This is a genomic window from Caenimonas aquaedulcis (assembly GCF_015831345.1).
In the GTDB taxonomy this organism is placed as follows: Bacteria; Pseudomonadota; Gammaproteobacteria; order Burkholderiales; family Burkholderiaceae_C; genus Ramlibacter; species Ramlibacter aquaedulcis.
In genome coordinates this window covers 510,244-530,846 of sequence record NZ_JADWYS010000001.1, presented here as the reverse complement: position 1 = coordinate 530,846, position 20,603 = coordinate 510,244, and the positions used below count along the sequence as shown (strand labels likewise).

The following is a 20,603-nucleotide window of genomic DNA, read 5'->3' as shown; positions in this document are numbered from 1 at the left end:
ATTACCTCCAAAACAAAAATTCAAGAATTCATTCGATGCGGATTCATTTCTGGAACGGGCCCCAGTCGGGCTCGCGGATGTCGCCGCCCTTGCCCGCCAGACGCGCCTTGATCTTGCCGTCGAGCGTGGTCGTCATGAGCGCCTCCTGGCCGTTCTGCCGGGTCGCATAGACGATGAGGCGTCCGTTGGGCGCAAAGCTGGGGCTTTCGTCGGCGGTGGTGTCGGTGATGGACTGGACGTTGTTGCTGCCGAGCTCCATGACCTGCAGCTTGAACACGCCGTTGATGCGGGAAATGTAGGCCAGCCAGCGCCCGTCGGGGCTCACCGTGGGCGAGATGTTGTAACTCCCCGTAAAGGTCACGCGCTCGGGATTTCCGCCGGTGTTGGGCATGCGGTAGATCTGCGGCGCCCCACCCCGGTCGCTCACGAAATAGATGCTGCGCCCGTCCGGTGCGTAGACGGGTTCGGTGTCGATGCCGGCCGATTGCGTGAGGCGCCTCGGCTCGCCGCCGTTCGCATCGATCGTGTAGAGCTGCGAGCCGCCGTCGCGGCTGAGCGTGACGGCGAGGGTGCGCCCGTCGGGCGACCACGCGGGCGCGCTGTTGGAGCCGCGGAAATTCGCGATCAGCCGGCGCTTGCCCGTCAGCACTTCGTGCACGTACACCACCGGCTTGCGCGATTCGAACGACACATAGGCGATCTGTTGCCCGTTCGCCGACCACGCCGGCGAGATGATGGGCTCGCTGCTCGACAGCGCGCTCTGTGCGTTCTCGCCGTCGGCGTCGGCGATCCAGAGGTTGTAGCGCGTGCCGGCCTTGGTCACGTACGCGATGCGCGTCGAGAAGATGCCCTTCTGCCCGGTGAGCTTTTCGTAGATGACGTCGGCGATGCGGTGCGCCTCGACGCGCAGGTCCCCCGCCGTCACCACCTGGCCAAATACCGCGGCGTCCTGGCCGCGCACCACATCCCAGAGGCGGAAGCGCACGTCGTAGCGGCCGTCCGCCAGTCGGCTCATGCCCCCGACGGCGAGCGAGTCGGCGCCCTTCTGGCGCCAGGGCGTCATGTCGGGGCGGCTGTTTTCGTCGAACGCGGCGCCCGCGGCGTCCACGATGCGGAACTGGCCGCTGCGCTCGAGGTCCGCCTGCACGATGGCGGCGATCTTCTGCGGCGCGTCGGCCTCGCCGCGAAACGGCGCGATGGCGATGGGCAGCTGCGTCAGGCCCACGCCGGTCACTTCCACACGGAACTGCGCCAGGGCCCCGGCCACCGGCGCCATCAGCAGGCCCGCCACGCACGCACGGCGCTTCATCGATGTCTCACTCATGAATGCTTCGTCCTTTTCTCAAACTGCCTCAACGCTTCAGGATGTCTTTCCAGCCGGCGGCCCACTGCGCCTGGTGCTCCAGCTCCACCGCCTTGGCGTAGCGGTAGAACGTCACTTCGAAATACGAGAGCGCGATGATGAAGCCTGCCCAGCCGTCCAGGAAACCGCGCTTGAACAGCCAGTGCTTCCAGAAGGCCCACACGGCATGCGTCAACGCCTTGCCGTAGCTCGAGCCGCTTTGCCGGCGCTTCGTGGCGCCCAGCGTCGAATAGCGGTTCATCTTACTGAGGGATTCGGACAAATCCCTGAATGGCAGCTGCCAGATGGCGTTGCTCAGGTAACCTGCCGTAACGCCCGGGGCGAGCTCGTAGCCTTCGTGGACGGGGCTCATCTCGTATTTCATGGCCTCCTTGCGGAACAGCTGCGGCTGGCGGTAGTTCGGGTACCAGCCTGAATGACGGATTTCGCGGCCCAGGAAAAAGTTTCGCCGCGGCACGAAATAGGCGCCGTGCTGCGGGTTTTCCACCAGCGCGCGCACTTCGGCGCCTACTTCCGGCGTACACCGTTCATCCGAATCGAGGCTGAAGACCCAGTCGTGCGTGCAGGCCGCGACCGCGTCGTTGCGCAGCTTGCCGAAGCCTTCGAAGGGGATCTGCACCACGCGGGCGCCCAGCGACTGCGCGATCTCGATCGTGCCGTCCGTGCTGTTGGAGTCCGCCACCACCACCTCGTCGGCCCACTGCACGCTGTGGATCGCATCGGCAACCTTCGCGGCTTCGTTGTAGGCAATGATGTAGGCGGAGATACGGGCCATGAATGGTGAGGGGTTGGCGGTCGAGGCGGCTATTTTGGCCCATCGCCCGGGCGCCGGACATAATCCGGGCTGGCGAATGACGAGGCGGAGCGCGTGACGGATCGAACGAGTTGGAATGGCCTGCGGCCCTGGCCGGTGTACCTGATGGCCGCCTCCGTTCCCGTGTCGCTGGCCGCGCTCAACGTCGCCAAGGCCCTGGTGCTCGCGCTCGGCCTCGCCCTGCTGGCATCTGCCGTCGCGTCTGGCCGCCCGCTCGAGCGCCTTCGCTCCGTGCGATCGCCCTGGCTGGTGGTGGCGATGCTCGCCGCGCTCGGCGCGAGCCTCGCGTACACCGAAGTCCCCGTGCTCACCGCGCTGCCGGAGCTCGCCAAGTACGGCAAGCTGCTGGTCATCCCGCTGGTGCTGGTGCTGATCCGCACGCCCCGCGAGGCATCCATCGCCCTTGCGATCTACGGCGGCGCGCAGTGCTTCGTCGTCCTCAGTTCCTACCTGCTGTCGACGGGGCTGCAGCTGCCCTGGGTGATCAAGGGCGAAGCGCAGCGCCAGGCGGTGGGCGCCGTCTTCTCGACCTACCTGGACCAGTCCATCATGACCGCGGGCCTCGCGGTGCTGTGCTGGCACCTGCGGGACCGCTTCGCTTCCCGCCATGCGCGGATGGCGGTCGGGTTCGTGTGCGCGTTGTGCGCGCTCAACGTGCTGTTTCTGCTGCCGGGGCGCAGCGGGCACGTGGCCCTCATCGCGGGGCTGCTGATGGCGATCCCCGCCGCGCTGCCGCGCCAGCACCGGGCCAAGGTGCTGCTGGTGTCGGCCGTCGTCGCGATCACGCTGCCGCTCGCGGCGCCGCAGTTTCGCGAGCGCATGGCCAAAGTCGCATCGGAGTCGGCGGCGTACGTCGACGGCGACCGCTCGCCCACGTCGTCCACGGGCACGCGCCTGAACTTCTGGCAGCGCTCGCTCGAGGCGATCGGCGAGCGTCCGCTCACCGGGTATGGCGTGGGCAGCTGGAACCAGGAATACCTGCGCCTCGAAGGCGTCGACCTGCGCGCGGAGTTCGCGCACCTGCGCAATCCGCACCAGGAATACCTGTTGTGGGGCGTGCAGCTGGGCCTCGGCGGCATCGCCCTCTTCTGCCTGTTCCTCAACGCGATGCAGGCCGACGCCCGGGTCCTCACGCGCGATGCGGGCGCCGCCGCGCGCTCGTTCGTCGTGATGCTGGCGATGGTCTGCCTGTTCAATTCCACGCTGTTCGATGCGCTCATCGGCGATTACTTCTGCCTGCTCATCGGGCTGCTGTTCGCGCTGGGGCTCTCCGATGCCAGGGCCGGCACGCCCGGCCGCATCGCCGGCGCCCCCGCGCAGGGATCGCTCATCGACCGCCTCGCGCTCGCGTCGGTGACGCAGCCCCTCAGCCGGCCGGTCCCGGCGGAATCCGGCCCCGCCTACCTGGCGGCGGTCGGGCGCCTCAAGGTGGCGCGCAGGGTCGCGTGGCGCCGGGTGGTGCTGCGCATGACGGGCCAGGACGACCTGAAGCTCGATCGCTTCCCGCCCGGCAGCCGCAAGCTGCTGTGGATCTATTTCGGCGAGGAGCAGATCGGCGACGGGCTCATGGACCTCGCCCACCGCTCGCTGCTCGTCGAACGCGGATACGAGGTCGATCTCTTCACGTCCGCGCTCGTGGCGAGGCTGTACCAGGGCGACCCGTGGTTCTCCCGGGTGTCCGCGGACCCGGCGGGCTTCCGCGCGGCGGACTATGCGTGCGCGCTCATCCTGAGCAACAAGCACCGCCCGCTCAAGCAGAAGATCCGCCACTTCCCGCAGCTTCCCTGGGTGTCGATCCACGAATTCTTCACCGGCCCGAACTTCCACCGCGGCCTCTTCGCCGCGCAGCGCGCCGCGGACCTCGCCGGGGTGGACCTGGACGCCCCCGGGCTGGAATCGCATGGCTCGCAGAAGCTGCGCGATCTCGACGGCTCCGCCCCGCCGCCGCCGGGTGACTTCTCGCAATCGATCGCGCTGGCGATCGGGGGCGTGCACGAAGACCGCACCTACGAGGGCTGGATCGGCGTCGTGCGCGGCCTGGTGGCCGGCGGGCAGCGCAGCTTCGTCCTCGTGGGCAGCCACAACGGGGCGGCCCGCGCGGCGGCGCTGGTGTCGGCCTTGCAAGGCCAGGCCGACATCGCGGATTTCACCGGGGCGCTCAGCCTGGACGAGACGCGCTCGCTGCTGGGCGCATGCGCGGTGGCGGTCTGCCCGGACGGCGGCCTCATGCACCTGGCCGTGACCACGCCGGTGAAGCTGGTGGGCCTCTTCTCGTCGCGGATCGCGCCGCAGTGGCGCCTGCCTACCGACCGCCTGGGCGGCGCCCTGGTATCGGGCACGGAACGCGTGTCCGACATCGCTCCCGAAGACATCGTGCGCCGGGTCCTGCGCGTGCGAACAGAAAGTGCCGTGTGCCCGCATTGAACGTCAACCAAGCCCAGCGCATCCGGCGCATCCTGCCCTACTTCCGCGGCTGCGGGCCCGCCTTCGCCGCCCTGCTTGCGGCCACGTGCGTGGTGGCGCTGACCGAGCCCGTCATCCCCGCGCTCATGAAGCCCCTGCTGGACAACGGCTTCCAGGGCGCGAACTTCAACCTGTGGCTGGTTCCGCTCGCGCTGCTGGGCCTGTTCGGGCTGCGCGGCATCTCCGGTTTCATCGCCCAGTATTCGCTCGCCCACATGGCCAACAAGGCGATGGTGCAGCTGCGTGGCCGCCTGTTCGCCCGCGTGCTGGACGCGCCCATGTCGCTGTTCGCGCACACCTCGGCCAGCGCGCTGTCCAACACCGTCGTGTACGAAGTGCAGACCGGCACCACCTTGCTGGTGACGACCATGCTGACGCTGATCCGCGACTCGCTGACCCTCGTCGCGTTGATGGCCTACCTGTTCTACATCAACTGGAAGCTCACCTTGATCGTGCTGGTGATCTTCCCAGGCGTCGCCCTGGTCATGAAGGTGCTTTCCAGGCGCCTGCACCGCATCACGCAGGCCAACCAGGACGCGACCGACCGCCTGGCCTATGTCGTCGAGGAAAACGTGCTCGCGCATCGCGTGGTCCGCCTGCACGAGGCGCAGGCGGCGCAAGGCGAGCGCTTCGGCCAGCTGAGCGGGGAACTGCGGCGCCTCGCGATGAAGTCCACCGTGGCGGCGTCGGCCATGACGCCGCTCACGCAGATGCTTGCCGCCGGCGCCCTCTCCGCCGTCATCTGCACGGCGCTCTGGCAAAGCTCGACGAGCGGCATCACCGTCGGCGGCTTCGCGGCGTTCGTGACGGCGATGCTCATGCTGATCGCGCCGATCAAGCACCTCTCCGAATCCGCCTCGCCCATCACGCGCGGCCTCGCCGCGGTGGAACGGGGTTTGGACCTGATCGAACACACCGAACCGGAGCGCGAGGGCACGCATGAGGCCGCGCGCGCCTGCGGCGAGATCGCACTGGAGGACGTGACGGTGCGCTACGAGGACAGCGCGCGCGACGCGCTCGAAAGCGTGAGCCTGCGCGTCGCGCCCGGGGAAACGGTGGCGCTCGTCGGCGGCTCGGGCTCGGGCAAGACGACGCTGGTGAACCTGCTGCCCCGTTTCGTCGTCCCCAGCAGCGGCCGCATCCTGCTGGACGGCGTGGAACTCCACGACTGGCGCCTCAACGCGCTGCGCCGGCAGTTCGCCTTTGTGAGCCAGGAAGTGGTGATGTTCAACGACACGATTGCCTCCAACATCACGCTCGGCCTGCCGGTGGACCGCGAGCGGATCGCCCGGGCACTGGAGGCGGCGAACCTGAGCGAGCACGTGGCCACGCTGCCGCAGGGCATGGACACGCTGGTGGGTCATAACGCGCGGCAACTCTCGGGCGGCCAGCGCCAGCGGCTCGCGATCGCCCGCGCCATCTACAAGGACGCGCCGATCCTCGTGCTCGATGAAGCAACGTCGGCGCTCGACACCGAGTCGGAGCAGGCCGTGAAGTCCGCGCTGCAGCGGCTGATGGCCGGACGCACGACGCTCATCATCGCGCACCGCCTCTCCACCATCGAGCACGCGGACCGCATCCTCGTGATGGCCTCCGGCCGTGTCGTCGAAGAAGGCTCGCACGCCGAGCTGCTGCGCCGCGGCGGCCACTACGCCCGGCTCTACAGCGTGGCGTCCGCCGAAGGGTCCAACCCGGCCTCGCCCAGCGACCTGCTGGGGTGATGCGTCAGCCCGCGGCGGCCGCGGCCCCGGCGTAGAGCGCTTCGTAAGCCAGTGCCGCCGCCCGCCAGCTGTGGCCGGCGGCGAACTGCAGGCCGTTCCTGCTCAAGCGGGCCGCGAGCTCGCGATCGTCCAGGATACGGCCCAGCGCGTCGCGCAGCGGCCCGGCCTGGCGCGGATCGTCCAGCAACAAGGCGTCCCCGCCATCGCGCAGCATCGTCGAGATGCCGCAGTGCGCCGGACCGCTGGCCACCACCGGCAACCCCTGCGCCATGGCCTCCAGCACCACCATCGCAAAGGAGTCGCCGAGGGTGGGATGCGCGAGCACGGTAGCCGCGCGGTACAGCGGTCCCATGTCCTGCCGCACGCCCAGGAACAGGACGCGCCCTTCCAGGCCGAGGGCCCGGATGCGATCCTGGTAAGGCGTGCCCGAGCCGCTGCCGACCACGGCGAGCGTGGCGGAAGAAGGAAGCCCGGCCACCGCCTCGAGCAGCGTCCCCAGGCCCTTGCGCGCGAAATCGTTCCCGACGAAGAGGATCACCTCGCCCTCCTCCGGCAGGCCGAGCGCGGCGCGGGAAGCGCCCTGCGTAGCCGCGACGGCGCCCATGTCGACGCCCGGCGTGATCACGGACATGGCCGCTTCGCTGTCCGGATAGGACGCCACGCACTGCGCGCGCAGGGCATCGGACACGAGGACGATGCGCCGTCCGCGGCGCACCCGGAAGCGCATCGCTTCGAGCGCGAGGTTCGACAGCAGCCGGGGACTCGCGGCGATCTTCGCCCAGCGCCCCGCACGGGCCCAGCCGCGGCTCGCGCCCAGCAGGTCGCCGCGGACCGGACGCACGTGGATGGTCTGGATGTCGCCGTGCCAGGTGTTTTCGTGGGAGTGCACCACGTCGAATCCATGGCGCGTGACGTGCCAGCTGCACAGCGCATACCAGAGCTGGTTCAGCCAGCGTGGGCGCTTGAAGAGCCGGGGCACCTTCACGTGCATGACGCCGGGCCATTCATGCGAGAACTCCTGCGCGACCACGTGGATGTCGTGGCGCTGCGCGAGTTCCTGCACGATGCGGATGGAATAGGACTCGGCCCCGCCGCCGGTAGCGCGAAACACCCGGTTCAGCACCGCGATGCGCAGGCGCCGCGCGGGTGCGTCATCCACGCCGGCGGTCCTCGTAGCCGGTGGCTACCTTCATCCACAGGAGGGGCAGCGAGGTCTGGCGCAGTACCGGCACGCGCGGCAACTCATAGGAATCGTCGCCGGCGCGCGTGCGTGCGCGTTGCGTCGTGGTCGCGGTGGCGAAGCCGGCGTCGCGCACCATCGCCGCATGCTGCGGCCTGTGAAAACCATAGGGGTAGCAGAAGTGGCGCACCGGCACGCCGAAGCGCGATTCGAGATCCCGCTTGCAGCCCTCGATTTCCTCCCGTGCCTGGGCATCGTCCGCCTGCAGCAGGTCGACGTGATTGCGCGTGTGCGCGCCGATTTCCTGGCCGCCGAGGATCCACGCGCCGAGTTGCGCGGCGTCCATCAGCGGCTTGGGCGGGACGCCCTTCGCGTGGTCCCACACGTTCGAGCCGCCGAGCTGGCCGCTGACGATGTAGCAGGTCGCGGAAAAGCCGAAGCGCCGCAGCACCGGCAGTGCGTGCTCCAGGTTGTTCACGTAGCCGTCGTCCAGCGTGATGCCCACGACCTTGCCGGACTTCTCGCCGCGCAGGTAGGGCTCCAGCGCCGTCATCGACAGGCCGCGATAGCCGAGTGCGCGCAGCATGCGCATCTGCCGCGCGAACGCGCCCGGGGAGACGACGAGACTGCGGTAATTCGAGCCCGCGGGCGGCGCGGCGTCGACCTGGTGGTAGGTGAGGATGGGAATGGGCGGTCGCATCGCGGTTACAGCAGGACGATGTCGTATTGCTCCTGTCCCATCGCACTCTCGCTTTGCAGGGAGATGGGTTTGCCGATGAAGTCGGACAGGCCCGCGAGATGCTGGCTCTCTTCGTCCAGGAACAGCTCGATCACCTGCGGCGCGGCCACCACGCGGTATTCGCGCGGGTTGAACTGCCGCGCCTCGCGCAGGATTTCCCGCAGGATGTCGTAGGCGACGCTGCGCGCCGTCTTGATGGTGCCCTTGCCGGCGCAGGCCGGGCAGGGTTCGCACAGCATGTGCGCGAGCGACTCGCGCGTGCGCTTGCGCGTCATCTCCACGAGGCCCAGCTGCGAGAAGCCGCCTGCCATGGTCTTTACGCGGTCGCGCGCGAGCTGCTTGCGGAATTCGGCCAGCACGGCGTCGCGGTGGTCCTCGCGGCCCATGTCGATGAAGTCCACGATGATGATTCCGCCGAGGTTGCGCAGGCGCAATTGCCGCGCGATGGCCTGCGCCGCCTCGAGGTTAGTCTTGAAGATCGTGTCGTCGAAGTTGCGCGCGCCGACGAAGCCGCCGGTGTTGACGTCGATGGTGGTGAGCGCCTCGGTCTGGTCGACGATGAGGTAGCCGCCGGACTTGAGATCCACGCGGCGTCCCAGCGCCTTGGCGATCTCCTCGTCGATGTTGAACAGGTCGAAGATCGGCCGCTCGCCCTTGTACAGCTGCAGGCGTTGCGCGCCCGCGGGCATGAATTCGCTGCCGAAGGCCTGCAGGATCGCGAACTGCTCCTTCGAGTCGATCCGGATGGTCTGCGTCTCCTCGCCGGCGAGGTCTCGCAGCACGCGCTGCAGCAGGTTCAGGTCCTGGTGCAGGATGGACGGCGGCGGCAGGCGCACGGAGGCTTCGCGGATGCGCGACCAGGTCTTGCGCAGGTAGGCGATGTCTTCGGCGAGTTCCCCGTCGTTGGCGTCTTCGCCATTCGTGCGAAGGATGAAGCCGCCGCCCCCGCCGGTGGAGGGATTTCCGACGAGCGTCTGCAGCCGGGAGCGCAGCGCCTCGCGCTGGTCCGACGGGATCTTCTGCGACACGCCCACGTGGTCGTCCTGCGGCAGGAAGACGAGCAGGCGTCCCGCGATGCTGATCTGCGTGGACAGGCGCGCACCCTTGGTGCCGATCGGGTCCTTGATGACCTGCACCATGAGCGCCTGCCCCTCGAACACCTGCTTTTCGATCGGGACCTGCGGCTGGCTGCTGCGCACGAAGCCGGGCGGCTCGCCCTCGGGCTGGCGGTGCCAGACGTCCGCGACGTGCAGGAACGCCGCGCGCTCCAGCCCGATGTCGATGAAGGCCGACTGCATGCCCGGAAGCACCCGCGCGACCTTGCCGAGGTAGACATTGCCCACGAGGCCGCGCTCCAGGGTGCGTTCCACGTGCAGTTCCTGCACGGCGCCGTTCTCCACGACGGCCACCCGCGTCTCCTGCGGCGACCAGTTGACCAGGATGTCCTGTTGCATGTCGGCAAGAATAACCGAGTGCGCTGCGGGCGACAGCGGGAAGTAAGCCCAATTTGTTAGCATGCCTCCACTCCCTGCCTTCCTTTCCATGACATCCTCCCCGACAGCACTCGCCTTCCTCCAGGGCGGGCACGAGATGGGGGCACGCATCCGTGCCTTCGACTGGGCCTCCCACCCCCTCGGGCCGCCCGAGGGCTGGCCGGCCGCCTTGCAGATGGCGTTGAGCCTCTGCCTGAACTCCAGCTTCCCCACGGCGATCTACTGGGGGCCCAGCATGTACACGCTGTACAACGACGCATGGTCGGTGATCCCGGCGGAGCGACACCCCGTCGCCCTGGGCCAGCCCGCGAAGGAACTCTGGTCCGACATCTGGGCCACCGTCGGGCCGGAAATGGAGTCCGTGCTGGCCACTGGCGAGGGCCTCGCGCAGTTCGAGCAGATGCTGCCCATGGTTCGCGCGGGCCTGCCGCGCGAATCCTGGTGGAACTACAGCTTCACCGCCCTGCGCAATCCGGACAACACGATCGGCGGCATCTTCAACCAGGGCAACGAAGTGACGGCGCTGGTGCTGGCGCGGCGCGCGCGCGAGGCCGAGCTCGACCGGCTCCGGGAGCTTTTTCGCCAGGCGCCGCAGCCGATCGCGCTGCTGCGCGGACCGGACCACGTGTTCGACATCGCGAACGAGGCCTACCGGCGACTCGTGGGCGGCCGCGACGTCGAGGGCAAGGCCGTGTCGCAGGCCCTGCCGGAAGTGGTGAAGCAGGGCTTCATCCCCCTGCTGGACAAGGTGTACCAAAGCGGCGAGCCCTATGTGGCCACCGGCATGCTGGTCAAGCTCGAACAGGCGCTCGGCGCGCCTGCGGAGGATCGGCTGCTCGATTTCATCTACCAGCCCGTGCGTGACGCTTCAGGCAGGGTGGACGGCATCCTCGTGCTGATCACCGACGTGACCGACCGGGCGCGGGCGGAGGCGGCGCTGCGCACCACCAACTGGCAGCTGGGCGAGGAGCGTGCGCGGCTGGCCGCGATGGTGGAAGCCGAGAAACGCGCGCAGGCCGCGCTGCGGCGCTTCAACGACACGCTGGAGGCGCACGTGCGCCTGCGAACCGCCGAGCTGGAGCGGACGATGGCGCAGCAAGGCGCCATCGCGGACAGGCTGCGCGCCACCTTCGAGACGAGCCTGATCTACCAGGGGTTCATCGGCACCGATGGCGTGCTGCTGGATGCCAACACGCAATCCCTCTCCGGCATCCAGGCGAAACTGAGCGACGTCGTCGGCCGCCCGTTCTGGGAGACGCGCTGGTTCGAGAGCACGCCGGGCCTGGCCGAACGCATACGGGAAGGCGTCGCGGCCGCCCTCTCCGGCATGGCCGTGCGCGAAGTGCTCGACGTCAACCTGCCGATCGGGCCCCGGCGCTTCGACTTCTCGCTGCGGCCGGTCTTCAACGGACGCGGGGAGATCGTGGGCGTCGTGCCCGAGGCCGTGGACATCACGGGCCGCGACGTGCCCGCTTCGCCCTAGGCAAATTCGCGCAGCAACTGCGCCGTCTCGTGCATGGGCAGGCCCATGATCCCGCTGTAGCTGCCGCTGATATGCGGGATGTAGGCGGCCGCGGCGCCCTGCACCGCGTAGGCGCCGGCTTTGCCCATGGGCTCACCGCTCGCCACGTAGTCGCGGATCTGCGCGGCAGTCATCGATGCAAACGTCACGCGCGACACGCTGAGCGCCTCGCGTCGCTTCCTGCCGTCCTGAATCGCGACCGCCGTCAGCACGCGGTGCGTCCGCCCGGACAGTTCGCGCAGCATGCGGATCGCGTCCTGCGCATCCGCAGGCTTGCCGTAGATCGTGCGGCCCAGCGCCACGGTGGTGTCGGAGCACAGGACGGGCGCAGGCGCAAGGCCGCGCCGCTTCATCCGCGCGATGGCGGCGCCGAGCTTCAGGCCGGTCACGCGCTGGACATAGCGCGAGGGCGCCTCGCCGGGCAACGGCTCCTCGAGGGACTCGGTGTCTTCCCCGGCGTCGGGCAGCAGGAGTTCGTGCCTCACGCCCAATTGCTCCAGCAGTTGCCGGCGCCGCGGGCTCTGCGACGCGAGATAGACGAAATCACTCACGATGGTAGGGATGGTTCGCGTTGATCGACCACGCGCGATAGAGCTGCTCGACCAACAGCACGCGCACCATCGCATGGGGCAGCGTCATGTCGGACAGGCGGATGCGTTCCTGCGCGCCCTGCTTGAACGCCGGGTCCAGCCCGTCGGGCCCGCCGATGACCAGCGCGACGTCGCCGCCCTGCATCTGCCAGGCTTTCAGGCGCGCCGCCAGTGCCACCGTGGTGAGGGCGGTGCCGCGTTCATCGAGCGCGACGACATGCGTGCCCTTGGGGATCGCCGCTTCGATGCGCTGGCGTTCCGCGGCGTAGAGCGATTCGAGGGTTTTGGAGGCGCGCGGCTCCGTCTTCACGGCCTTGAGTTCCACCCGCAGCTCGGGGGGAAAGCGTTTCGCGTAGTCGTCCCAGGCGGTGGCGGCCCAATCGGGCACTCGCTGCCCCACCGCCACGACCAGCAGCTTCATGCCTTGCGCGTGGGGCTCTTGCGTGCGGCGGTTTTGGCGGCGGGCGCTCTTTTGGCAGGCGCCCTGGAGGCCGACTTCGCCGGGCGTGCGGTCTTGGCCGCACTGCCCGGGGTCTTCGCAGTTGCCGATTTCTTCGCGGGAGCCGTCTTGCCCGCCGCCTTCTTGGCCGGTGTCTTCTTCGCGGCCGTCTTTTTCGCGGGCGCCGGCTCCTCCGCCTGTGCAGGCTTGGGGGCACCGAACTTCAATCGCACCGGCTTCTCGCCCCAGATCTCTTCGAGGTGGTAATACGTGCGGATCGCGGGCTGCATGATGTGCGCGACCGCGGCGCCGCAGTCCACGATGATCCACTCGCCGTTGTCCTCGCCCTCGATCCGCGGCTTCTGGAAGCCGGCCTCGCGCACGGCGTCGCGCACGCTCGCGGCGAGGGCCTTGGTCTGGCGGTTGGAGGTGCCCGAGGCGACGATCACGCGCTCGAAGAGCGGAGACAGATGCTCGGTGTTGAATACCACGATGTCCTGCGCCTTGACGTCCTCCAGGCCATCGATGATGGCGCGCTGGAGTCGTTGGGTGTCTTTCTTGGCAGCTGCTTCTTGGGTCATCAGGTACGTGAATAAAGGTGATGTCGTTCAATATAGCGCGCAACGCCTGCAGGGACCAGATGGTCGATCCCTTCGTTGGCGCCCGCGCGGGCGCGGATGTCGGTGGCACTCTCAGGCATGGCGGGCATCTCCAGGTGCCTCAGCCGGGCCTCGGGAGGCACCTGGAAAGGGGTGGCGCCGGCGTGCGAGGGGCGATCGGCCATGCACAGCGTCACCATCCCAAGTATCGCCTGCCACTCGCGCCAGCGGGTGATGGCGCCTGCCTGGTCCTCACCCATGACGAGAAAGAGCTCCGCGCCGGGCTGCTCGGCCATGAGCTCGCGCAAGGTGTCGATGGTGTAAGTGGGGCCCGGGCGCTTGAGCTCGCGATCGTCCACGATCACGCCCGGCAGCTCGCCGAAAGCGATCTGCGTCATCGCCAGGCGATGCGGCGCCGGAGTCAGCACGTTCGACTTGTGCCACGCCTGGCCCGTGGGGAGCACGCGCATTTCGTCGAGCTTCAACTGCCCGATGGCCGCCGCGGCCAGCGCCACATGCGCGACATGCGGGGGATCGAAGGCGCCGCCGAACACGCCGACACGGCGCGCCGGGGCGGGGCCGGCCGGCGTCAAACCCAGTCCTTTCGCACCAGGAACCTGCTGTAGAGCTCGGCCTCGGCGGAGCCGGCATCGGGCTCGTGGCGGTATTCCCAGCTGGCGAGCGGCGGCATCGACATCAGGATCGACTCGGTCCGGCCGCCCGATTGCAGCCCGAAATGGGTGCCACGGTCCCAGACGAGGTTGAACTCGACATAGCGCCCGCGCCGGTAGAGCTGGAACGCGCGTTCGCGCTCTCCGTAGGGCGCGTCCTTGCGCCGCTGCAGGATGGGCAGGTACGCATCGAGGAACGCATCGCCCACCGAACGCATGAGCGCCAAGCCGTTGTCCGCACCGCCCTCGGCGAAATCGTCGAAGAAGATGCCTCCGACGCCGCGCGGCTCGTTGCGGTGCTTGAGGAAGAAATAGTCGTCGCACCACGCTTTGAAGCGCGGGTACTTGTCGTCGCCGAAGCGCGCGAGGCTGTCCTTGCAGGCACGATGGAAATGAACCGCGTCTTCCTCGAACCCGTAGTACGGCGTGAGGTCCATCCCGCCGCCGAACCAGAACACAGGCTCGCGTCCCTGCGGATGCGCGGCGATGGCGCGCACGTTCATGTGCACGGTCGGCGCATAGGGGTTGCGGGGATGGAAAACGAGCGACACGCCCATCGCCTCGAAGGCCGAGCCCGCGAGCTCGGGACGGTGCTGCGTGGCGGACGGGGGCAGCTTCGGGCCGGTGACATGCGAGAAGCCGCAGCCCGCGCGTTCGAACACGGCGCCGCCCTCGAGGATCATCGTGACGCCGTCGCCCTGCAGCGGCTCGCCGGGTTCCTTTTTCCACGCGTCACGACGGAAGGTGCCGCCGTCCACCTGTTCGCACGCCGCCACGATGCGGCCCTGCAAACCCTGCAGGTAGCTGCGGACGGTGTCGGTGGCGCCCATGCGTTCAGCCGCGGATCGCGCGGTGGCCGATGTCGCGGCGGTACTGCGCGCCGTCGAAGTGGATCTGGTCGGCCACTTCGTAGGCGCGATGCTGCGCGGCCTTCACCGAATCGGCGAGCGCCGTCACGCACAGCACGCGGCCGCCGGCCGTGAGCGTGGTGCCGTCCTTGCGCACCGTGCCCGCGTGGAACACCATCGCGTCTTCTTCCGCCTTGGGCAGGCCCGCGATCGCGTCTCCCTTCCGGGGGTTGAGCGGATAGCCCGCGGCAGCCATCACCACGCCGAGCGCCGTGCGGCGGTCCCAGTCGAGGTCGACCTGGTCGAGCGTGCCGGAGGTCGCGTGCATCATCACGTCGTACAGGTCGGACTTCAGCCGCATCATGATGGGCTGAGTCTCCGGGTCGCCCATGCGGCAGTTGAATTCCAGCGTCTTGCAGTGGCCTTGCGGGTCGATCATGAGGCCCGCGTAGAGGAAGCCCGTGTACGGGATGCCGTCCTTTTCCATGCCCTTGATCGTCGGCAGGATGATCTCGCGCATCGCGCGCGCATGCACTTCGGGCGTGACCACGGGCGCGGGCGAATAGGCGCCCATGCCGCCGGTGTTGGGCCCGAGGTCGCCGTCCTGCAGGCGCTTGTGGTCCTGGCTCGTGGCGAGCGCGGTGACGTTCTTCCCGTCGCACAGCACGATGAAGCTCGCTTCCTCGCCCGAGAGGAATTCCTCGATCACCACGCGCGCGCCGCCGTCGTTGTGCGCCACGCCGAGCGTGTTGTCCAGCAGCATGAAGTCGACGGCTTCGTGCGCTTCCTGCGGCGTCATCGCGACGACGACGCCCTTGCCCGCCGCCAGGCCGTCGGCCTTCACGACGATGGGCGCACCCTTCCTGTCGATGTACGCATGCGCCGCAGCCGGGTCCGAAAAGGTTTCGTACTCCGCCGTAGGAATGGCATGGCGCTTCATGAACGCCTTGGAGAAGGCCTTGGAGCTTTCCAGCTGCGCGGCCTTCTGGGTCGGGCCGAACACGCGAAGCCCGTGCGTGCGGAACTCGTCCACCACGCCGGCCGCGAGCGGGCCTTCCGGGCCGACGACGGTCAAGGCGATCTTTTCCTTCTGCGCCCATTGGCGCAGCGCCACCACGTCGGTGATGGGCACGTTCTCGAGCCGCGCGTCGATGGCCGTGCCGCCGTTGCCGGGTGCCACGTAGACGGCCTGCACCTTGGGCGATTGCGCCAGCTTCCACGCCAGGGCGTGTTCCCGGCCGCCGCCGCCGATGACCAATACCTTCATAGAATTTCCGCGTTGTGGAAAACGTCCTGCACGTCGTCCAGGTCCTCGAGGACGTCGAGTAGTTTCTGCATCTTCGCGGCGTCGTCGCCCTTCAGTTCGATCGTGTTCTCCGGCCGCATCGTCACCTCGGCCACCTCGGGTTTGAGGCCCGCGGCTTCCAGCGCGTTCTTCACGGCCTCGAGCTGGGCGGGAGAAGTCAGCACCTCGATCGCGCCATCGGCATCGGACATCACGTCGTCGGCGCCGGCGTCCAGCGCGACTTCCATCACCTTGTCTTCGCTCGTGCCCGGCGCCAGGATGAGCTGGCCCACGTTCTTGAACTGGAACACCACCGACCCGGCGGTGCCCATGCTGCCGCCGTACTTGCTGAACGCGTGGCGTACCTCGGCCACGGTGCGCACCTTGTTGTCCGTCATGGTGTCCACCAGGATGGCCGCGCCGCCGAAGCCGTAGCCTTCGTAGCGGATCTCCTCGTAGTGCACGCCTTCGAGGTTGCCGGTCGCCTTGTCGATGTTGCGCTTGATCGTGTCGGCGGGCATGTTCGCCGCCTTGGCCTTCTCCACCGCCAGCCGCAGGCGCGGGTTGATCGCGAGGTCGCCGCCGCCCTGCCGCGCCGCCACCATGATTTCACGGATCACGCGGGTCCAGATCTTGCCGCGCTTTTCGTCCTGGCGCCCCTTTCGGTGCTGGATGTTTGCCCATTTGCTGTGTCCGGCCACGGGGAACCCTTCTTTTCTGCGTTGCGTTGATATATTGGGATACCTCCCATTTTACTTTTGATGTCATGCCCGACCCGATCCTCCTCGCGAAGAATGCGCAGACAGAGTGCTTCCTGCTGCCGGGCCTGGCCAATCGCCACGGCCTCATCACCGGAGCCACCGGCACCGGCAAGACCGTCACGCTGCAGACGCTGGCCGAGAACTTTTCGAAGCTCGGCGTGCCCGTCTTCATGGCCGACGTGAAGGGCGACCTCACCGGCATCTCGCAGGCCGGGAAGATCGAAGGCAAGCTCGCGGACATCATCAAGGAGCGCGGACTGCCCTCCCCCGAGCCCTTCGCGGCGCCGACGACGCTCTGGGACGTCTTCGGCGAGCAGGGCCATCCCGTGCGCGCGACGGTCTCTGACATGGGCCCGCTCCTGCTGGGCCGCATGCTGGGGCTGAACGAGACGCAGTCGGGCGTGCTCAACATCGTCTTCAAGATCGCGGACGACAACGGCCTGCTGCTGCTCGACCTCAAGGACCTGCGCGCGATGCTGCAGCACGTCGGCGACAACGCGAGCGAATTCACCACCCGCTACGGCAACATCAGCGCCGCGAGCGTCGGCATCATCCAGCGCGGCCTGCTGCAGATCGAGACACAGGGCGGCGAGAAGTTCTTCGGCGAGCCGATGCTCAACATCCAGGACTTCCTGCAGACGGACGACAAGGGCCGCGGCATCGTCAACATCCTCACCGCCGACAAGCTGCTCAATTCGCCGCGCCTGTACGCGACCTTCCTGCTGTGGATGCTCTCCGAGCTTTTCGAGCAGCTGCCCGAGATCGGCGACCCGGACAAGCCCAAGCTCGTCTTCTTCTTCGACGAGGCGCACCTGCTCTTCGACGAGGCGCCGAAAATCCTGCTCGAGCGCATCGAGCTCGTCGTGCGGCTGGTGCGCTCCAAGGGCGTCGGCGTGTACTTCGTGACGCAGAACCCGCTGGACATTCCCGACAGCGTGCTCGCGCAACTGGGCAACCGCGTGCAGCACGCCCTGCGCGCCTACACCCCGCGCGACCAGAAGGCGGTGAAGGCGACGGCGCAGACGATGCGCCAGAAGCCGGGCCTCGACATCGAAACGGCCATCACGGAGCTCGCGGTCGGCGAGGCACTGGTGAGCCTGCTGGATTCCAAGGGCCGCCCCAGCGTGACCGAGCGCGTGTTCGTGATCCCGCCCGGCAGCCAGATCGGCCCGATCACGCCGGAGCAGCGCAAGGCGTTGATCGCGAACTCGATCGTCGCAGGCGTGTACGAGAAAACGGTGGACCGCGAGTCGGCCTACGAGAAGCTCAAGGGACGCACCGAATCGGCGCCTTCCGCGGGCGGCACCACCACCGCGGGCGAAAGCAAGCCGGCGGGCAACGCGGGGGCGCCGGCTGCGGGCGGCGGCATCCTCGGCGGCCTGGGCGACGTCCTCTTCGGCAGCACCGGCCCGCGAGGCGGCAAGCACGAGGGCCTGGCCGAAAGCATGGCGCGGTCGGCGGTGCGCACCATCGGCAGCACCGTGGGCCGCGAGATCATCCGCGGCGTCCTCGGTGGCATCATGGGCAGCAAGCGGCGCTAGGCCCTCCACAAGGGTACATTGGTGCTTTTGCAGTGCACCCCATGGCCACACCTGCCGAACCCGTCAAACCCGGCGCCGCGCCGCGCCACATCCGCCTGACCTCCCACGCGGGCGGCTACGGCGCGCTGCCCATCCATTGGGGCGCCGCCACGGCCGCCGAACGCGGGCCCGTGGTCGGCACCACCACACAGCGCAGCCACCGCAACGTCATCGGCACGCACAGCGGCTCCTACAGCGTGTACCGCGCGCTGGCCGTTGCGGCGGGTGCGCTGTCGCGCCACCACAAGGCCGACCTCACCAACACCGCGCCCACCGACATCATCGGGCCCTACCCGCAGTGGAGCGATCCGTCCAAGATCGTGAGCCTGGACCCATGGGGTGCGACGGTCGCGAACGTTTTCGAATCGGAACTTGCCGCCGGTTACGACATCCGCCCCACCATCGCCGTGACCCAGGCGCACGTGATCCTTCCGGAAGTGATCGAAGGATTGCAGAAGGGCCGCCTCCAGGCCGACGGCACCGTGCTGACGGCGGGCGGCGCCGCGATGGTGACCAAGGCCGCGATCGAACCGGTGTGGTGGCTGCCCGGTGTCGCCGCGCGTTTCGGCTGCTCGGAGAACGACCTGCGCCGCGTGCTGTTCGAGGAGACGGGCGGCATGTACCCCGAACTCGTGACGCGCAGCGACCTGGAAGTCTTCCTGCCGCCCATCGGCGGGCAGACGCTCTACATCTTCGGCAATCCGCGCGACCTCGCGAACCCCGAGGTCGAGCTCACCGCCCGCGTGCACGACGAATGCAACGGCTCCGACGTCTTCGGCTCCGACATCTGCACCTGCCGCCCCTACCTCACCCACGCCATCGAGGAATGCATCCAGGGCGCGCAGCGCGGCGGGGTCGGGCTCGTCGCCTATTCGCGCAAGGAGGGCCGCGCGCTCGGCGAAGTCACCAAGTTCCTCGTCTACAACGCGCGCAAGCGCCAGGTCGGCGGGGACACGGCCGACCAGTACTTCGCGCGGACGGAGTGCGTGGCGGGCGTGCAGGACATGCGCTTCCAGGAGCTGATGCCCGACGTGCTGCACTGGCTGGGCATCAAGAAGATCCACCGGCTCGTCTCCATGAGCAACATGAAATTCGACGCGATCACGCAGTCGGGCATCGAGATCGGCACGCGCGTGAACATTCCCGACGAATTGATCCCCGCGGACGCACGCGTGGAGATGGATGCGAAGGTGGCGGCGGGTTATTTCAGCACCGGCCCGGTGCCGGATGCGGAGGAACTCAGGAAGCCCAAGGGCCGGGAGCTCACATGAGCACGCACCTCGGATCGCACCAGGAAGAGGCGTACGCGGCCGCCTCCGCGCTGCGCAAGACGTCCGCCATCCGCGACCGCGCGCGGCACCTGCTGTCCCGCGCACGGCACGGCGAGTCGTCGTGGTTCGTGGTGGACGAGGGCTTCATGGACACCGCCGTGCACGAAGTGGCGAGCGCTTCCAAGACGCGCTATCCCCGCGGACACATCCCCGTGCACAGCCGCTGGCGCCATTTCGAGGCGGGCGGCGTCGACCGCAAGGCGCAGCTCGACACGCTGCTCGCGGACCTGCCACCCACCGAACGGGCGCACGCGCTGATCGACCTCGCCGTGGTGAGCGTGCTGCTCGACGGCGGCGCGGGCGCGGATTGGAAGTACACGGAACCGGCGTCGGGCAAGGTGTTCACGCGCTCGGAAGGCCTCGGCATCGCAAGCTTCCATGCCTTCACGTCCGGCATGTTCTCCAGTGACCCGAAGCATCCGTACCAGGTCGACATGAACGGGTTGCGTGCGCTGCTGACGGAACATTTGGCGACCGCGTTCCAGGCGGCCGAGCACAACCGGCTCGTAGGCCTGGCGGAGCGAGCGACGCTCCTGCGGCGCCTGGGCGAAGTCATGGGCGAGCAGCCCGAGGTCTTCGGCGGTGCCGGGCGGCCCAGCGGCCTCTTCGACATGATGATCAGCCCCAACGGGCCCGGCGTGCCGCACACCGCCAGCGTGCAGGCGCACGACATCCTGTCGCAACTCCTCATGTCGCTCTCGGGCATCTGGCCGTCCGGCAATGCCATCGGCACCGTGCCGCTGGGCGATTGCTGGCGGCATTCGGCCGTGCGCGGTGAAGGTCTTACCGACGGGTGGATGCCGTTCCACAAGCTGTCGCAGTGGCTCACCTACTCGCTGATCGAACCCTTCGAGTGGTCCGGCGTGCAGGTGCGCGGGCTCGAGCAGCTCACCGCCCTGCCCGAATACCGCAACGGAGGGCTGCTGATCGACAGCGGCCTCTTGCGCCTGCGCGACGAGGCGGCCGCGCAGCAGGTCTGGCACCCGGGCGACGAGATCATCGTGGAGTGGCGCGCGTTGACGGTCGCATTGATGGACGACGTCGCCCATGGGGTGCGCAAGCACATGGGGCTGTCCGAGACGCAGATGCCGCTCGCCTGCGTGCTGGAAGGCGGCACCTGGGCCGCCGGACGGGAGCTCGCGCTGCGAAAGCGTGGCGGGCTGCCGCCCCTGCAGGTGATGAGCGACGGCACGGTGTTTTAATT

Annotated in this window: 18 protein-coding genes; 6 read left to right on the top strand and 12 right to left on the bottom strand. The window is 68.5% G+C overall.

Translation table 11 applies throughout. The annotated features are described in order from the left end of the window. Positions 1-43: 43 nt before the first annotated feature. Together tolB and I5803_RS02410 are read right to left on the bottom strand one after the other, a co-directional pair. On the bottom strand, positions 44-1,309 hold the full coding sequence (tolB, locus tag I5803_RS02415) for a Tol-Pal system beta propeller repeat protein TolB (protein ID WP_231402536.1): 1,266 nt from the start codon (positions 1,307-1,309) through the stop codon (positions 44-46). Between the two features lie 43 nt (positions 1,310-1,352). After that, positions 1,353-2,138, bottom strand: a complete 786-nt coding sequence (locus I5803_RS02410) for a glycosyltransferase family 2 protein (RefSeq protein WP_196984825.1) — start codon at positions 2,136-2,138, stop codon at positions 1,353-1,355. A 144-nt stretch (positions 2,139-2,282) separates the two neighbouring features. Here I5803_RS02410 and I5803_RS02405 point away from each other — a divergent pair, with 144 nt between their 5' ends. Beyond that, the gene (locus I5803_RS02405) at positions 2,283-4,601 is read left to right on the top strand and encodes an O-antigen ligase family protein (RefSeq protein ID WP_196984824.1); all 2,319 of its coding nucleotides are present in this window, start codon (positions 2,283-2,285) and stop codon (positions 4,599-4,601) included. Next, a complete protein-coding gene (gene msbA / locus I5803_RS02400) occupies positions 4,598-6,361 on the top strand; it encodes a lipid A export permease/ATP-binding protein MsbA (RefSeq protein ID WP_196988652.1) in 1,764 nt (587 codons plus the stop codon). Before I5803_RS02405 ends, msbA begins: the two co-directional genes overlap by 4 nt. 4 nt (positions 6,362-6,365) lie before the next feature. Here msbA and I5803_RS02395 read toward each other — a convergent pair whose 3' ends face one another. From I5803_RS02395 to rng, 3 genes are read right to left on the bottom strand one after another with little or no spacing between them, the layout of a single operon-like run. Then, positions 6,366-7,520: a glycosyltransferase family 4 protein gene (locus tag I5803_RS02395; protein WP_196984823.1), complete on the bottom strand. Its 1,155-nt coding sequence runs from the start codon at positions 7,518-7,520 to the stop codon at positions 6,366-6,368. Beyond that, on the bottom strand, positions 7,513-8,241 hold the full coding sequence (locus tag I5803_RS02390; protein ID WP_196984822.1) for a polysaccharide deacetylase family protein: 729 nt from the start codon (positions 8,239-8,241) through the stop codon (positions 7,513-7,515). Before I5803_RS02390 ends, I5803_RS02395 begins: the two co-directional genes overlap by 8 nt. Before the next feature lie 5 nt (positions 8,242-8,246). Then, positions 8,247-9,734 carry a ribonuclease G gene (gene rng / locus I5803_RS02385; RefSeq protein WP_196984821.1) on the bottom strand — a complete coding sequence of 496 codons (1,488 nt, stop codon included), beginning with the start codon at positions 9,732-9,734 and terminating at the stop codon, positions 8,247-8,249. 88 nt (positions 9,735-9,822) lie between these two features. Here rng and I5803_RS02380 point away from each other — a divergent pair, with 88 nt between their 5' ends. Next, positions 9,823-11,256 (top strand): PAS domain-containing protein, encoded by a 1,434-nt coding sequence (locus I5803_RS02380; protein ID WP_196984820.1) that lies wholly within the window; start codon positions 9,823-9,825, stop codon positions 11,254-11,256. On the opposite strand, the gene I5803_RS02375 is transcribed toward I5803_RS02380, so the two are convergent. Genes I5803_RS02375 through I5803_RS02345 form a run of 7 tightly spaced genes read right to left on the bottom strand, consistent with a single transcriptional unit; the run spans position 11,253 to position 16,428 of the window. Continuing rightward, complete coding sequence (locus I5803_RS02375) at positions 11,253-11,846, bottom strand: Maf family protein (protein WP_354001611.1); 594 nt, start codon at positions 11,844-11,846, stop codon at positions 11,253-11,255. The two genes, I5803_RS02380 and I5803_RS02375, sit on opposite strands and share 4 nt — an antisense overlap. Then, positions 11,839-12,306, bottom strand: coding sequence for a 23S rRNA (pseudouridine(1915)-N(3))-methyltransferase RlmH (gene rlmH, locus I5803_RS02370; RefSeq protein ID WP_196984818.1), 468 nt, complete (start codon positions 12,304-12,306; stop codon positions 11,839-11,841). The genes I5803_RS02375 and rlmH overlap by 8 nt, the downstream gene beginning before the upstream one ends. Next, entirely contained in the window at positions 12,303-12,905 is a 603-nt protein-coding gene (gene rsfS, locus I5803_RS02365) for a ribosome silencing factor (protein WP_196984817.1), read from the bottom strand. The genes rlmH and rsfS overlap by 4 nt, the downstream gene beginning before the upstream one ends. Beyond that, entirely contained in the window at positions 12,905-13,516 is a 612-nt protein-coding gene (gene nadD / locus I5803_RS02360) for a nicotinate-nucleotide adenylyltransferase (protein WP_196984816.1), read from the bottom strand. The genes rsfS and nadD overlap by 1 nt, the downstream gene beginning before the upstream one ends. Further along, positions 13,513-14,424: an oxygen-dependent coproporphyrinogen oxidase gene (gene hemF, locus I5803_RS02355; protein WP_196984815.1), complete on the bottom strand. Its 912-nt coding sequence runs from the start codon at positions 14,422-14,424 to the stop codon at positions 13,513-13,515. Before hemF ends, nadD begins: the two co-directional genes overlap by 4 nt. Positions 14,425-14,428: 4 nt before the next feature. Then, positions 14,429-15,709, bottom strand: a complete 1,281-nt coding sequence (gene purD / locus I5803_RS02350) for a phosphoribosylamine--glycine ligase (protein ID WP_196984814.1) — start codon at positions 15,707-15,709, stop codon at positions 14,429-14,431. Further along, a complete protein-coding gene (locus I5803_RS02345) occupies positions 15,706-16,428 on the bottom strand; it encodes a YebC/PmpR family DNA-binding transcriptional regulator (RefSeq protein WP_196984813.1) in 723 nt (240 codons plus the stop codon). Before I5803_RS02345 ends, purD begins: the two co-directional genes overlap by 4 nt. Before the next feature lie 65 nt (positions 16,429-16,493). On the opposite strand from I5803_RS02345, the gene I5803_RS02340 reads away from it, so the two are divergent. From I5803_RS02340 to I5803_RS02330, 3 genes are read left to right on the top strand one after another with little or no spacing between them, the layout of a single operon-like run. Continuing rightward, entirely contained in the window at positions 16,494-18,029 is a 1,536-nt protein-coding gene (locus I5803_RS02340) for a helicase HerA-like domain-containing protein (protein WP_196984812.1), read from the top strand. A gap of 41 nt (positions 18,030-18,070) precedes the next feature. Continuing rightward, positions 18,071-19,339 carry a GTP cyclohydrolase II gene (locus I5803_RS02335; protein ID WP_196984811.1) on the top strand — a complete coding sequence of 423 codons (1,269 nt, stop codon included), beginning with the start codon at positions 18,071-18,073 and terminating at the stop codon, positions 19,337-19,339. After that, a complete protein-coding gene (locus tag I5803_RS02330; protein WP_196984810.1) occupies positions 19,336-20,601 on the top strand; it encodes a URC4/urg3 family protein in 1,266 nt (421 codons plus the stop codon). The genes I5803_RS02335 and I5803_RS02330 overlap by 4 nt, the downstream gene beginning before the upstream one ends. Positions 20,602-20,603 lie beyond the last annotated feature (2 nt).

Coding starts and splice junctions, on each gene's coding strand:
- tolB (WP_231402536.1), bottom strand. CDS start 1,309: ATGAAGCGCCGTGCGTGCGTGGCGGGCCTGCTGATGGCGCCGGTGGCC.
- I5803_RS02410 (WP_196984825.1), bottom strand. CDS start 2,138: ATGGCCCGTATCTCCGCCTACATCATTGCCTACAACGAAGCCGCGAAG.
- rsfS (WP_196984817.1), bottom strand. CDS start 12,905: ATGACCCAAGAAGCAGCTGCCAAGAAAGACACCCAACGACTCCAGCGC.
- I5803_RS02330 (WP_196984810.1), top strand. CDS start 19,336: ATGAGCACGCACCTCGGATCGCACCAGGAAGAGGCGTACGCGGCCGCC.
- I5803_RS02340 (WP_196984812.1), top strand. CDS start 16,494: ATGCCCGACCCGATCCTCCTCGCGAAGAATGCGCAGACAGAGTGCTTC.
- I5803_RS02335 (WP_196984811.1), top strand. CDS start 18,071: ATGGCCACACCTGCCGAACCCGTCAAACCCGGCGCCGCGCCGCGCCAC.
- hemF (WP_196984815.1), bottom strand. CDS start 14,424: ATGGGCGCCACCGACACCGTCCGCAGCTACCTGCAGGGTTTGCAGGGC.
- I5803_RS02380 (WP_196984820.1), top strand. CDS start 9,823: ATGACATCCTCCCCGACAGCACTCGCCTTCCTCCAGGGCGGGCACGAG.
- rng (WP_196984821.1), bottom strand. CDS start 9,734: ATGCAACAGGACATCCTGGTCAACTGGTCGCCGCAGGAGACGCGGGTG.
- purD (WP_196984814.1), bottom strand. CDS start 15,709: ATGAAGGTATTGGTCATCGGCGGCGGCGGCCGGGAACACGCCCTGGCG.
- I5803_RS02405 (WP_196984824.1), top strand. CDS start 2,283: ATGGCCGCCTCCGTTCCCGTGTCGCTGGCCGCGCTCAACGTCGCCAAG.
- I5803_RS02390 (WP_196984822.1), bottom strand. CDS start 8,241: ATGCGACCGCCCATTCCCATCCTCACCTACCACCAGGTCGACGCCGCG.
- rlmH (WP_196984818.1), bottom strand. CDS start 12,306: ATGAAGCTGCTGGTCGTGGCGGTGGGGCAGCGAGTGCCCGATTGGGCC.